The following is a 12,967-nucleotide window of genomic DNA, read 5'->3' as shown; positions in this document are numbered from 1 at the left end:
TATGCGCTTTAGGCCTTAATTTAGCCCAAAATTCTGACAATGAATTTCGAGTACGTCAAAGCACTTCATATCATCTTCGTAGTCACCTGGTTTGCAGGACTTTTTTACATCGTCAGACTTTTCATCTACCAAACCGAAGCGCTTCAAAAGCCGGAACTGGAGCGGGCCATCCTCAAACCCCAACTGGATCTGATGGCGAGCCGACTTTGGAACATCATCACCTGGCCGTCGGCTATTCTGACACTAATATTCGGAACATGGGTTCTCAGCTACCGTTGGGGATATATGGAGTTGGGTTTTATGCATGCCAAGCTAGGCTTCGTATTTCTGCTCTATTGCTACCATGGTTTTTGCCATGTGCTCTACAAGGAACTCCAATCCGGAAAAGCCCGATGGACCTCAACCCAGCTGCGGATTTGGAACGAAGCCTCGACTCTTTTGCTATTCGCGATCGTATTTCTGATCGTGCTCAAAAATACGCTGAGCATGGTATGGGGACTGGTCGGACTGATCGGGCTGGCATTCCTTCTCATGCTGGGCATCAGGATGTACAAAAAATATAGAATCAAAAAAGGACAATGAAAACAAGTAGTATCGTACTGGGGTTGGCACTTCTGATCAGCGTCTCCTGCCAGGATAAGTCCGAAAACAAAAGCACATCTCAAGAGCTACCCATTCTCGGAGAGCGGTATGTGGACGAAAACAAGGACACAGTGTACCATAGGATTGCGGATTTTGCCTTTGTAAACCAGCTGGGTGACTCGGTGAAAAACGGGGATGTGGCTGGAAAAATATATGTTGCGGATTTCTTTTTCACTTCCTGCCCGACCATTTGTCCCATCATGAAAAAGGAGATGCTCCGCGTCCATGAGAACTTCAAAGACAATCCCGATTTCAAAATCCTGAGCCATTCCATAGATCCTACGCACGACACGCCTGCTGTATTGAAAGACTATGCCGAAAAACTGGGAGTCGAAGATGCCTCGACCTGGAATTTTCTTACAGGAGATCAGGAAAAAATCTTTGAAATCGGCCAGACTAGCTACCTAACTACCGCCATGGCGGACCAACTGGAGCCGGGCGGCTTTCTCCATAGTGGAGCCTTTCTGCTGGTGGATGGACAGGGTAGAATACGTGGAGTTTACGATGGGACCAAATCGGACCAAGTGGACAGACTCCTTTCAGACATTCCCAAACTTCTGGAAAAATGAGAATTCAGCTCTTTGTGGTCGCTGCCTTGTTCGCCGTTTCCTGTGCACCAAAGGCAAGCAGTGAAGAGAACGCTCTGGCTCAGATCTCGAATCCCGAGGTCATGAAGTATGCTGTATCCGGTAAGACACTCTATGAAAACCATTGTGGAAACTGCCATCAGTTTGACGGAAGAGGCTTGGCTAAACTGATCCCTCCGCTGCGGGATGCTGACTATTTCAAGGCCGATGTCCATCGCACGGTCTGGATCATCCGTCATGGACAAGCAGGGGAAATCACCGTCAATGGAGAAAAATTTGACCAGCCTATGCCGCCAAACCCGGACTTGAAACCGCTGGATATCGCTCAGATCACCACGTATCTCTACAATATCTGGGGTATGAACGAGGGCGTCATCACGGGAAAAGACGTAGAAACCTACCTCAAGACCAAGCCGGAAAACTATTAGTCACCTAAAAGGGAATCGGCCTTTGCAAGGACATCTTTGATGTTCTTGTTCACCTCACCGACCAAAATCATCTGCTGATCTAGATACAGCTTGATCTCCTCTGGGGACTTCCCTTCCTCTTCGATCTCATATTGTCTCATCCAAACAAACATGCCCTCGTAGGCTTGGTCCAACTCGGTGGCGAGGAGCTCGTACTGCCTGATCTGATCGGTGTTCGTCGAATCCTCCGCGGCCAGTTCTGCAGCCTTCTGGATGGCCTTTTTCTCAAATGACTTGATTTGCCCCAATTTAGGCATTACTTCATCGTGGAGAGCCATGACTTCAGCCCTTTTCTCCTGATTCAAATCCGCTTGGCTTGGCCCGCAAGCTTGGATAAAAATCAACAAATTAAAGATCAAACTAATACGAAGAATTTTCATCAAATTGGATCGTTGAGCCATAAAGATACAATTTTATCTCGATTAAATTAAAAATCTAATTCATATATTTTTTACTCAAAAAAATGGTTTTTGATGCTAATTTTGAACGCTAACCCCTACGAAATGAAACGATTCTGCTTTGCCGACGGAAAAATCATCCCAACCGAAACCGCCACCATTCACCCAATGGACCTAGGTCTGATCAGAGGGTTTGGCATCTTTGACTTTTTGCGGACTACGGGCTATTCGCCACTTTTTCTCGAGCATTATCTGGATAGATTTATTGCCTCCGCCGAAAAAACCCACCTCCCCCTTACCTATAGCCGTGAACAGCTGAGGGCGATCATTTCTGAGCTGATCGAAAAAAACGATCTCTTGAATGGGGGAATCCGCATGCTTTTGACCGGCGGGCTTTCCGAAAACCACTTCTCCCCCGCCGAGGGAAAACTTTTCATTTTTGCCGAAGCTCTATCCATGCCTGCGGAAGAAAAATACCAAAATGGCGTAAAACTCCTGACGCTGGAGTATGTGAGGCCAATTGCCGACATCAAGACTACCAACTACACCCTTCCTGTCTGGCACAGTGTCAATTGGAAAAGATTGGGCGCCGAAGATGTCCTCTACCACTGGAACGGAGTAGTGAGCGAAAGCTCCCGCAGCAATTTTTTCATCGTAAAAAACGGTGTCCTCCACACGCCGGACCAGCACATTCTTATGGGAATCACCCGAAAACAAATCCTCAAAATCGCGGGCAATGTGGTCATCCGCCCGATTACATTGGAGGAGATCTGGGATGCAGATGAAGCGTTTATCTCGAGCACCACCAAGATTTTGCTTCCTGTCACCCAGCTGGACGACCGCAAAATAGGCAATGGCAAGCCCGGGCCAATCACAATGGGTATACTGGAAAAATTCAAGGTATTGGAAACACAAGCGGCCATCTAATCAAAAAAGCTCCGGCGGGAGCTTTTTTCTTCTATTCCGTAACCAGCTTGGCATCCTTTAGAATGTACATGAGCTTCTCGGGGTCTTTGGCGTTCAAAGTCAGCTTGCCACGTACTTTCACTCTTTTGGAAGTGTACTTGATCGGGTTGGTCAGCATCACTTCCATGACGGTCTCCGGACCACCGGATCCACAAAAAAAACACTCCGCCAAGGGTAGGCTCGAAAGGATGATATGCTCAGGCTTGAACATACCCTCAAACGGAATGATGTATCCATCAGCCTCTACCTCTTTGCCCTCAAGCTTTTTGATATTGTCCGAAAAAACGGGAACATAGAGCTCTCCAAATTGGTCCTCGCTGATCTTGTAGGATACTTCAGAGAGGCTCTTCCACACGCCTTGCGCCTTGGCAGATGTGGCATAGAGACTGACCATCAATCCAAAAACCAGAATTACACCCCACTTTTTCATTTCATTTCCAATTTTGCGTGCTAGTTACGCCTTTGTCAGTTGCTTTGCAATACTTGTTTGATAAGCTGACCAGGCGGGAATAAGCGATGCAGCGACTCCTACACCCAACGCGTAAACAATGATCCAAAGTTCTTTACGAAGAAAAATCCACGGCTGGATAGCTGCCACCACGTTTTGTTCGCTCTGACTCACCAACAGCCACAGGAACGTATGACCCAAGCCGATCCCCAATACCGCTCCCAAAAATGTCAGCATCAAACCTTCCAAAAAGACTAGGATCAGAAGCTGGGTTTTGGAAGCGCCCAAAGCCCTCAAAATCGCCAAATCATACTTTCTCTCTTTTAGGGAATTATAAAGAGCAATGAAAATCCCCAGTCCCGCGACCACAATCAATACAACCGCCAAGCCCTGAAGCAAGCTGATCCCGACTCCCAAAAGCTCAAACAATCGGGACATTTCGAAAGAAGGTGATGCCGCCTGCATGGATGTGCCCGAGTTGATCATCCTGGGCAACTGGATTGCGGCCATGGGATTTCTGTATTGAACAAGCAGAGCAGTGACTTCTCTCTCTGCCTCCGTAGACGGAAACCCACTTTTGGCAACGGGATGATGGAACCTATCCCCATGCGCTTCCTCTTGGGCCGCGGCGACATTTTCCTCCTGATGACTTTCGCCAATAGCCAAAGAATCCGGCAGAGATGTTTCCTCCTCCTCAGTCTCAGACACGTCATCATGGGAATACCACACTGACTCTATACTGGTCATGACCAGTCTATCCACTACATTGCCCTGAGGAACGAGGATTCCAGAAACGACAAAATCATGCTGGTCATGCTCATGACTGCCCACGCCGATCCCATGGCTCGAAGCAAATCCATCACCGACGCGCAAGCCTGTTTTGGCGGCGATTTCCGCGCCCAACACCACTTCAAATGGGAGATCCCAAACTTTTCCCTCGTAAAATTCCACACCGTAGAGCGCCAGATAATCATGGTTTGTCCCAACTATCCGAAAACCCTGGTAGTTGTCGCCCAGCGCCAAGGGTATGATTTTTTTCACCAAGCGATTTCTGGAAAGTCTCGCTGCCTCATCCAGCTTGATATTGCCGGTGGGAAAGTCGATGTGATAGACCGAGGAAAGGATCAGCTGAAGCGGGCTTCCCTTTGCCCCGACCACCAGATCGATGCCTTCTGCATCCTGATTCATCTTCTTCTCAAACTGATCTTGGATCAGCAGCAACACGGTAATGATCGCCAGGCCCAAAGCCAAGAGAAAAACATTTAGCCCGGTGGAAAGCGGCCGGAACACCAAATATTTCCAACTGATTCTAAACAGATTCATGGTCTTTTGACTTCGATGAAGTTGGAAATTTGATTTTTCACACGCTGGTCGTGTGTCACAATGACCAAGGCCGCGCCTATCTTCGCAGCTTGTGTTTTCAGCAGGCGAATGACCTTCTCGGCATTTTCGTCGTCCAGGCTAGAGGTAGGTTCGTCGGCGAGGATCAGCTTGGGACTATTGGCCAAGGCTCTTGCTATGGAAACTCGTTGGGCTTCCCCCTCGCTCAGTGTCAAAACAGAGGCTTTGGCCTTTTCGGCGATATCCAATTCAGCCAAAAGACGGGGAATTTCCTGCCCCTTCTTCTTTCCGAAAAAATGGGCCAACTCCAGATTCTGTCGGACATCGAGCGCCGCTATCAGATGGGGCTTTTGAAAAACTATCCCGATATTTCGCCCCCGAAACAAATCCATAGCCTGTTCAGAGAGCGCCGACAACTTCGTTCCATTTACAACGACTTCCCCACGCAAGGGAGTCAGAAGGCCCGACAAGAGATTAAGTAGGGTGGTCTTTCCGCTTCCCGATTTCCCCAAGACAAGCAGCGACTGTCCCGCCTGGACCTTGATCTCCGGAAAAGAAATTACGGCTTGCCCGGGATGGGCGTATTGCAAAGCGCTTGTTTCGAGCATACGCTATTTTACCGGAATGGTGACAAAGAAGGTCGTTCCTTTGTCCAATTCGCTTTCAAAAGTAATGTCTCCATTGAGAACGTCAAGGCATTTTCTGACAATGGAGAGTCCCAATCCCGAACCTTCGACAATGCCTACATTCTTTGCCCGGAAAAACCGGTCGAAAAGCTTGCCTTGTTCGGATTTGGGAACCCCTATGCCTTCGTCGACAACCTGGGCGAGGAGCTTATTATCCTCAAAACTCAGCTTAAAATCGATTTCTCTTCCGTCTTTGGAATACTTGACGGCATTGGAAAGCAGATTTTCGAATACCTGATACATCAGCTCAGGATCAGAAGTAATTGTTTTGGGCAATTCCCCTATTTCGGCGTTGATGATCACTCCATTTTCGATTCCGGCTCTTACCGTATCCAGCAGCTCTTTGACAAAGGCTCCGGTGAAGATCTTCTTGGGTCGGAATTCCAGCTTGTTTTCGTCCGCCTTTCCAAAGAAAAGTACACTGGTCAGCAGATTGTTGAGGGCTCGAACAGAATGCTCGATTTTAAAGGCATGCTTGGTGATCTTCTGCTTCATAGGATGCTCCCGCTCGGCGTAGATCTGTAGCAGCTGGGCAGAGCTTAGGATTGAAGTAAGTGGTGTCTTGAATCCGTGGGAAACGTTGAGCACGATGCGCGATTTCAATTCATTGATCTCGCGTTCTTTCTCGAGAGCCTTGGTGAGTTCTTTGTTGGCTTCGTAGAGTTCGGCGGTACGCTGTTTTACTTTTTCCTCCAGTTCGTTGTTGAGTTTCTGGAGTTCCTTTTCCTTCCGGTCCTTGAAGATCGCCAACTCAATGACCATGTTCAGTTCGCGGATATTGAAGGGCTTGATGACGTATGCACTCGGATTGGTGCCGACGACCTTGTTCAGCGTTTCTGCATCGGAGCTTGCACTGAGGTACACGACCGGGATGTCATACTTTTCGTTGATTATCTCCGTGGTCTTGATTCCGTCCAGTTCACCCGCCAGATTGATGTCCATCATGACGATGTCCACGAAGTTTTCCTCCAGCAGATCGAGGGCTTTTTCTCCGGTATCTGCTATGCCTACAATCTGGTGGGCGTTTTTTTCCAGGGCTCGTTGCAGCAAAAGCGCAGAAACGGAATCATCCTCGACTATTAGGATTTTGAGAGTAAACATGAGCTAGGTCGAAGAAATGGGTGACGACATTTGTGCCTGAAATTACAAAAATTACCTTTCGAACAATGGGATTTCGACTAAGACTCTTGTGCCTTCGCTTTTGGCGCTCCACACCTGGATCTTCCCTCCCATGAGATCGACCAGGTTGCGGGTGATGCTGAGCCCAAGCCCGGTTCCCTCAAAAAGCCGATTATTCCCCTTGCTTTCCTGCTCGAAGGGGTCAAACATCCGCTTTTGAAATTCTTCCGAAATCCCGATGCCTGAATCAGCCACTTCCAATAATATTGAACCGTCCACCCGTTGGCAAGCCACAGAAATGACCCCTTTCTCTGTGTATTTGATGGAGTTACCCAGCAGGTTGTTTAGAATCATTTCCAGAAATCTCCGGTCAATATTGGCCTGGCCAGCAGTCCCGAGAAACTTAAAATCCAGCTCCAGCATCTTTCTTGCAGCGGCGGCTTTGTGGGGCAAGATGATGGTTTCCAAAAATTCCCTGACATCGGTTTGTGTATAAACCACGGGCATTTTGTTGGCCTCTATTTTCGCGATATCGAGGAGAGAGTTGATGGTGTCCAGCAGCCTTTCGCCACTTTGGAGAATAATATCCAACTGGGAATGCAGCTCGGTATCCGCTTTGCGACTCATCTTGATGTGCTCTGCCCCGCCCAATATGCCGTTTAGAGGTGTCCTGATCTCATGGCTGATGTTAGAAAGTAGGCTTGTCTTGAAGCGGTTTGCCTCCTCCGCCTTTTCCTTGGCCTCCATCAGTTTGTTTTGCACGGCTTTCTTAGCAGAAATATCCTTGAAGACCGAAAGGACCAAAGATCGACCTTTAAAGTCCTCCTCCATCGTCACCGAGTACACCTCCATTTCCAGCGTCCCTGTCTTCCAGTGGATGGGAGTCTCGATGGACATACCCTTGCCCGGAGAACGGCGGACGTGCTTCAGAAGAACTTCGAGATAAAAATCCTGCTGATCTTCCTCATCGAACAGCACAGAAATCGGACGGCCCTCCAGATCCTTTACAGCACACTGCATCATCTTTGCAAATGCCGGATTTGCGGTAAGAATTTCCTCTCCCTCCAGCGTCAGCAGCATCCCGTCCTGGGTGCTCGTCCACACGTTCTTGAATTGCTGCTCCGCGATCACCTTTCTCTTGCTCTCTTGATCCACCGCGGTCTTGAGCACTCCCAGGTTTTGCAGCTGTCGGAAAAATCTGGCGATCAAGAAACCCAAAGCCAAAAGAAACAGTATGGCCAAACCGACAAACCAAGTCTGCAGGTAAATCGGGGGCTTAATCACAAATGGAACCGAAGCGACCGCGGGGGAAAAGTCCTCCCCGTCATAGGATGCCTTTAGCTCAAACTGGTATTCTCCAGCCGGGATGTTGCCGAAAAAGAGTTGGTTTGAGCTTGGCTTCTTAACTACCGTCCAAGTCGAGTCTTCTGAATTCCGCAGCCTATAGTGAAGCCAAACCTCCCGGGCCTCATTGAATGCGGCCGCCATAAACGAAACCTTCAGCAGATTTTGGGAATAGGGAATCTTCGGATTTGTCTGTGAGTCCAGCACTTCTGTATTGCCGAGTTCGACCGATGTCAAATAGACCATTGGAGTGCCCGAGGCCTGCATCTTCTCATCTGGAAAGTAAATGGAAAGCCCCTTTTGTGTGCCAATCATGACCCTCCCCGAAGGAGCCTCGGTTAAGGCACCTCGATTTATTTCATCTCCAACAAGTCCGTTTTTCTCATTGTAGTGGAGCACTTTGTCGTTCCCAAGGACAAATACCCCATTGTCCGTCCCAGCCCATATCTTCCCTTGCCTATCCTTCATCAGCCCAAAGACCGAATTGGTAATCGACTTATCCTGATACACATAGAACCCCAAATATCCCTGTCGATAAACTTTCAATCCAAACTCTGTGGCGAGTAGCAGACTCCCATCTTCGAGTTCCAGAAAATCATAGCCCTCCGCCAAAAAATACCGGGAGTTCTCGATGATAGGATACTGATTTTCAAGCTTACTGGCTCTCATTACTATGATCTTGCCATTTCTAAGTTTCCCTGCTTTTCTAAAAAAAACGGGCCTTTCAATCAGAAGTGAGTCTATTTCACCCGTAAGCTCTTTGGAATAGAGTTGTGCTCCCCGCGCGGAGACAGGCGCGATGAATATCCTTTTGCCAGAAACAATAAGAAGACTGTCGCCCGTCACCTGGACGGACGACACGTTTGCCCCGGTCGGAGGAGCAAAGAGCGAAAGCCGTTCGTTTGCAACATTGTACAAGCCAACCCCACCCCAGTTGGCTGAAAACCAAACCTTGTCTTTTTCTTGCTTTGAAAAGTTAATAATTCTGTGATTAGGCAGACCAGGCTCAAAGGGGTCCTTGTAGATGGTTCTGATCTCACGTCTATTAAAAATCTGGACACCATTGTTGAAGCCAAAAAGAAAAGAGTCCTCTCCCAAATCCACAATCGCCGTCAGCTCTTCGCCCAAAAACTCCTCGACTTCTGAACCATAGTTCTGGAAGACCTGACTGTTAATGTTAGCCATTCCCCGGCTGGTCCCCATCCAAAGAATTCCTTCTCGATCGACAAAAAATGCCTGCAGGAAGATTGTGTTAAACTGGCCAGAGAGATCTATTATCACCGGCCTGTTTCGTGCCGGATTATATTTCAGCAGGTGGGAGTTGAAATGGTAAAACACATTGTCTCCCCAGAATTCGAGGGAGAAAAAGTCTTCGTTTGGAATAAACGCAGAGGTAGAAAAACCGCTGCTGACGATCTCTGTCGGAAACTCCGCCTTGAGTCCCTTTGCCAGATAGCCTTCCCCCAAAAAATAATACACGCCCGATTCGGGGGATTTCTTCACCATGACTGGAGGCGAAGGCAATGGGATGCCTCTGAATTCATAAGAATTCAATTTTCCGTCCTTGAATTTAAAGGTCTGCAGTTTGAAATTCAGGAAGATATCCCCAGAGTCGTCCAGCACCGAGGTGAGTCTGCCGGTTTTGGAGATGTCTCTCTCGATGCGGGTTCTCTCACTCTCGCCCTCCCGCCAATAGAAGAGCTCATTGCCAGTATCTACGAAATAGTATTTCTCGGCCCCCTTCCCTATAGGGAAAAAACTGATCCCCGAGGAATAGGCTCTCGGGTTCAAAACTGGAAAATCATACTCTTCCCATCCCAGAGCCATAGACCGGAAAAACAACGGAGCTCCGACTGCATTGTAAAGCCACATGATCCCGTCCTCGTCCCGAAGTATGGAAATCCGGTAGTTGAACCGCTTCACCAGACTATCGGGAAGCTCGTAGGTCTGAATTCCGTCGGAGTAGACCACCCCTCGGGCCGTGGAAAACCACATGCGCCCCAAGGAATCCTGCTCGATGCCCAGCACATTTTGAACAGGCAGATTAACCCCCTTGGGATTGGCGTTGAACTTGAAGCTTTGTGCAACAGAGCGAGAGTGGATCAGAGTGAGACCCAAGACGAAAAAAAGCAAAATTTGCGGTATCCGACCTGCCATAAAACGAAAATAGGAAAAGATTCCGCTCGCCAAATTCCCCCGAGATTGTTTAGCATTTCTTTTGTCGGCGGGTGGTTTCTTTTATTTTTGTGCCAAACTTTAAAAATCGAAGCATGAGTGTACTAGTCAATAAATATTCCAAGGTAATCGTTCAGGGTTTCACAGGTTCAGAAGGCTCCTTCCACGCGCAGCAAATGATCGAATACGGAACCAACGTAGTTGGAGGCGTGACTCCCGGCAAAGGCGGTTCGACCCATTTGGAAAGACCTGTTTTCAATTCGGTAGAAGAAGCAGTTCAAAAGACTGGCGCTGATGTTTCCATTATTTTTGTACCGCCAGCATTTGCAGCCGATGCGATCATGGAGGCTGCCGATGCCGGTATCAAGGTAATCATCACTATCACGGAGGGTATTCCCGTTTCAGACATGATGACTGCCAAGCCTTACATCAAGGAGAGAGGCTCTGTGCTGATCGGCCCCAACTGTCCAGGCGTGATCACTCCAGGAGAAGCCAAGGTAGGCATCATGCCGGGCTTTGTGTTCAAATCCGGTAGGGTTGGCATCGTGTCCAAGTCCGGAACTTTGACATACGAGGCTGCCGATCAAGTCGCCAAAGCGGGACTTGGTGTATCTACTGCTATCGGTATCGGTGGCGATCCGATTATCGGCACTTCCACCAAGCAAGCTGTAGAGATGCTGATGAACGACCCGGAAACTGACGCGATCGTCATGATCGGCGAGATCGGCGGCAATTACGAAGCGGAAGCAGCTCGCTGGATCCGCGAAACGGGCAACAAAAAACCGGTCGTCGGATTCATCGCCGGACAGACTGCACCTGCAGGTCGAAGAATGGGCCACGCGGGAGCCATCATAGGTGGTGCAGACGACACTGCCGCCGCCAAGATGCGCATCATGAGAGAAAATGGTATCCATGTCGTAGACTCTCCCGCAGAGATTGGCGTGACGATGGCCAAAGCACTCGGCGTAATCGCTTAATACGAAGAAGTCATTAGGCTTTCAAAAAAACCAGATTTTATAGAGAAACCGCCTCGGATCAAAATTCCGGGGCGGTTTTGTTTTTGGCCAAGGGAAACCTGAACTCTTTTTGTATTTTCATTCCATGCATACACCTGGCTCTTTTGTATCCGAACAGTTTTATTCCAAAAGGATCCAAGAACTGAACGTCAGGAGTATTCGCCTGGCTTCCCCTGACGAGCCGATCAAGAATTGCGCGGAAAAAATGACCAGAGAACAGGTCAGCTGTCTTTTTATAGGGGCTTCCAACGAAGAAATCATCGGATACATCACCGACCTGACCCTTCGGGACAAGGTTTTGGCCGTGGGACTTTCCACAGCCCTTCCAGTCAGCCGCATCATGGAGTCAGACCTGGTCAGCATCTCACCAGAGGCATCCTTGGTAGAAGCTCTCCTTCTGATGTTCCAAACCAAAGCCCGCTACTTATTGGTCAAAAATGACGAAGGATTCCTTGGCTGGATTAGCAGGACAAAAGTCCTCACCGAGCAGAGCCAGGGGCCTTTCATGTTTATCCAATCTGTAAAAGAAGCCAGGCAAATCACCGAACTAGCCAACAAATGGGCCCAAATGCCCCAACTCATACACCTGTTGATCAGCCGGGGGATGAAGGCCGCTTTGGTCAATCAGATCATCACCACGGTAGCTGACACGATAACCCAGCGGGTCATCGAGCGGGTATTCAAAGAAATAGGCCCTGCGCCGGCAAAATTTGTCTTTTTCGTCTTGGGCAGCGAAGGGAGGGGAGAACTCACCCTCAAAACCGACCAGGACAATGCGATCATCTACGAAGACCGGGCCAATGAGCACCGCGAAGAAGTCAGGGCTTACTTTCTTGAATTTGCGACTCGGGTATCGACAGCCTTGGACGGCATAGGAATCGTCTTTTGCGAAGGCGAGCTAATGGCCATGAACCCCAAGTGGACGCATTCCCTATCCCACTGGAAGCGCAACTATGACGCCTGGATCTCCGACGCATCGCAAGAAACCGCCATGAACTACTCGACCTTCTTCGATTGCCGGGCCATCTTCGGAGAATTCCAGCTTTTGAATGAGCTCCAGGAGTACATGGGGGAATTGTTGGTGAACGCCCCAGAGCGCTTCTTCATCAATCTCGGACGCAATGCGCTGCAGTACCAAGCCCCACTGACGTTTTTCCGAAAAATCAGGAGCGAGGAGATTGACGGGGAAAAGCAGCTCAATCTCAAGCAAACCATGCGGCCAATTGTAGACTTGGCTAGAGTCTATGCCCTGAAGTATAGAATCGCAGACACCAACACCACCGATAGGATCAATTCCCTAAAGGAGAAAGGGGTATTTAACGCAAAGGAAGCCCAAGAACTGATTCATGCATTTGACTACCTGATGGGCTTGCGGCTGGAATACCAATCCCACTCCATCCTGGATCAAAATCGCAAACCGAAAAACTACCTCAAGCTGAAAGACCTGACCAAAGTACAACAAGTCACCCTCATTGAGATTTTTAAAGTTATCGAAGAATTCCAAGCCAGAATAAAAATCTCATTTACCCGAAGCCTATAATTTCTGCGTCTCGGAAATACTTTCATAAATTTTTTATAAAAGTTATTTTTTATTTACCGAACTTTTTTATTTTTGTCTTAAAGAATAATTTGCCGGAAACTAAAATGGATCTTCATTAAAATTCGGCACGACTGTTCTTTACAATATTTAATTTGGCGGAAGAGAATTCGGCTTCTGCGGAATGTTTGGAAATCGCGAATCTCAAAACAATAAATCTTACATCACTAAACTGTCTCAC

12 protein-coding genes are annotated in these 12,967 nt (G+C 48.4%); 6 read left to right on the top strand and 6 right to left on the bottom strand.

Annotation, left to right across the window (positions count from 1 at the left end; genetic code table 11):
* The first annotated feature begins 39 nt into the window (after positions 1–39).
* The 3 genes from J0A67_RS19880 to J0A67_RS19870 are packed head-to-tail and all read left to right on the top strand — an operon-like array spanning position 40 to position 1,657.
* Positions 40–582 carry a CopD family protein gene (locus J0A67_RS19880; RefSeq protein WP_206571140.1) on the top strand — a complete coding sequence of 181 codons (543 nt, stop codon included), beginning with the start codon at positions 40–42 and terminating at the stop codon, positions 580–582.
* On the top strand, positions 579–1,211 hold the full coding sequence (locus J0A67_RS19875; protein WP_206571139.1) for an SCO family protein: 633 nt from the start codon (positions 579–581) through the stop codon (positions 1,209–1,211). Before J0A67_RS19880 ends, J0A67_RS19875 begins: the two co-directional genes overlap by 4 nt.
* Positions 1,208–1,657 (top strand): c-type cytochrome, encoded by a 450-nt coding sequence (locus tag J0A67_RS19870; protein WP_206571138.1) that lies wholly within the window; start codon positions 1,208–1,210, stop codon positions 1,655–1,657. The genes J0A67_RS19875 and J0A67_RS19870 overlap by 4 nt, the downstream gene beginning before the upstream one ends.
* On the opposite strand, the gene J0A67_RS19865 is transcribed toward J0A67_RS19870, so the two are convergent.
* Entirely contained in the window at positions 1,654–2,076 is a 423-nt protein-coding gene (locus tag J0A67_RS19865) for a hypothetical protein (RefSeq protein ID WP_206571137.1), read from the bottom strand. The genes J0A67_RS19870 and J0A67_RS19865 overlap by 4 nt on opposite strands.
* Before the next feature lie 123 nt (positions 2,077–2,199).
* Between J0A67_RS19865 and J0A67_RS19860 the strand changes: the two genes are divergently transcribed.
* Entirely contained in the window at positions 2,200–3,021 is an 822-nt protein-coding gene (locus J0A67_RS19860) for an aminotransferase class IV (protein ID WP_206571136.1), read from the top strand.
* Between the two features lie 31 nt (positions 3,022–3,052).
* On the opposite strand, the gene J0A67_RS19855 is transcribed toward J0A67_RS19860, so the two are convergent.
* The 5 genes from J0A67_RS19855 to J0A67_RS19835 are packed head-to-tail and all read right to left on the bottom strand — an operon-like array spanning position 3,053 to position 10,155.
* Positions 3,053–3,454 carry a hypothetical protein gene (locus J0A67_RS19855; protein ID WP_438839597.1) on the bottom strand — a complete coding sequence of 134 codons (402 nt, stop codon included), beginning with the start codon at positions 3,452–3,454 and terminating at the stop codon, positions 3,053–3,055.
* 60 nt (positions 3,455–3,514) lie between these two features.
* A complete protein-coding gene (locus J0A67_RS19850) occupies positions 3,515–4,831 on the bottom strand; it encodes an ABC transporter permease (protein WP_206571134.1) in 1,317 nt (438 codons plus the stop codon).
* Entirely contained in the window at positions 4,828–5,457 is a 630-nt protein-coding gene (locus J0A67_RS19845; RefSeq protein WP_206571133.1) for an ATP-binding cassette domain-containing protein, read from the bottom strand. Before J0A67_RS19845 ends, J0A67_RS19850 begins: the two co-directional genes overlap by 4 nt.
* A gap of 3 nt (positions 5,458–5,460) precedes the next feature.
* Positions 5,461–6,636 (bottom strand): hybrid sensor histidine kinase/response regulator, encoded by a 1,176-nt coding sequence (locus J0A67_RS19840; RefSeq protein WP_206571132.1) that lies wholly within the window; start codon positions 6,634–6,636, stop codon positions 5,461–5,463.
* A gap of 51 nt (positions 6,637–6,687) precedes the next feature.
* The gene (locus J0A67_RS19835) at positions 6,688–10,155 is read right to left on the bottom strand and encodes a sensor histidine kinase (protein ID WP_206571131.1); all 3,468 of its coding nucleotides are present in this window, start codon (positions 10,153–10,155) and stop codon (positions 6,688–6,690) included.
* A 113-nt stretch (positions 10,156–10,268) separates the two neighbouring features.
* Between J0A67_RS19835 and sucD the strand changes: the two genes are divergently transcribed.
* The gene (gene sucD / locus J0A67_RS19830) at positions 10,269–11,150 is read left to right on the top strand and encodes a succinate--CoA ligase subunit alpha (RefSeq protein ID WP_206571130.1); all 882 of its coding nucleotides are present in this window, start codon (positions 10,269–10,271) and stop codon (positions 11,148–11,150) included.
* 124 nt (positions 11,151–11,274) lie between these two features.
* Positions 11,275–12,729 (top strand): DUF294 nucleotidyltransferase-like domain-containing protein, encoded by a 1,455-nt coding sequence (locus tag J0A67_RS19825; RefSeq protein ID WP_206571129.1) that lies wholly within the window; start codon positions 11,275–11,277, stop codon positions 12,727–12,729.
* Positions 12,730–12,967: the final 238 nt, after the last annotated feature.

The sequence above is a fragment of the Algoriphagus aestuariicola genome, from assembly GCF_017254835.1.
Classification (GTDB): domain Bacteria; phylum Bacteroidota; class Bacteroidia; order Cytophagales; family Cyclobacteriaceae; genus Algoriphagus; species Algoriphagus aestuariicola.
Note: the sequence above shows the minus strand (reverse complement) of the source record. Positions and strands in the feature narration are given on the sequence as shown.

What these genes read in the sequence shown, in the direction of transcription:
- J0A67_RS19855 (WP_438839597.1), bottom strand. Translation starts at nt 3,454, where the DNA reads ATGGTCAGTCTCTATGCCACATCTGCCAAGGCGCAAGGCGTGTGGAAG.
- sucD (WP_206571130.1), top strand. Translation starts at nt 10,269, where the DNA reads ATGAGTGTACTAGTCAATAAATATTCCAAGGTAATCGTTCAGGGTTTC.
- J0A67_RS19870 (WP_206571138.1), top strand. Translation starts at nt 1,208, where the DNA reads ATGAGAATTCAGCTCTTTGTGGTCGCTGCCTTGTTCGCCGTTTCCTGT.
- J0A67_RS19850 (WP_206571134.1), bottom strand. Translation starts at nt 4,831, where the DNA reads ATGAATCTGTTTAGAATCAGTTGGAAATATTTGGTGTTCCGGCCGCTT.
- J0A67_RS19860 (WP_206571136.1), top strand. Translation starts at nt 2,200, where the DNA reads ATGAAACGATTCTGCTTTGCCGACGGAAAAATCATCCCAACCGAAACC.
- J0A67_RS19840 (WP_206571132.1), bottom strand. Translation starts at nt 6,636, where the DNA reads ATGTTTACTCTCAAAATCCTAATAGTCGAGGATGATTCCGTTTCTGCG.
- J0A67_RS19845 (WP_206571133.1), bottom strand. Translation starts at nt 5,457, where the DNA reads ATGCTCGAAACAAGCGCTTTGCAATACGCCCATCCCGGGCAAGCCGTA.
- J0A67_RS19875 (WP_206571139.1), top strand. Translation starts at nt 579, where the DNA reads ATGAAAACAAGTAGTATCGTACTGGGGTTGGCACTTCTGATCAGCGTC.
- J0A67_RS19865 (WP_206571137.1), bottom strand. Translation starts at nt 2,076, where the DNA reads ATGAAAATTCTTCGTATTAGTTTGATCTTTAATTTGTTGATTTTTATC.
- J0A67_RS19825 (WP_206571129.1), top strand. Translation starts at nt 11,275, where the DNA reads ATGCATACACCTGGCTCTTTTGTATCCGAACAGTTTTATTCCAAAAGG.
- J0A67_RS19835 (WP_206571131.1), bottom strand. Translation starts at nt 10,155, where the DNA reads ATGGCAGGTCGGATACCGCAAATTTTGCTTTTTTTCGTCTTGGGTCTC.
- J0A67_RS19880 (WP_206571140.1), top strand. Translation starts at nt 40, where the DNA reads ATGAATTTCGAGTACGTCAAAGCACTTCATATCATCTTCGTAGTCACC.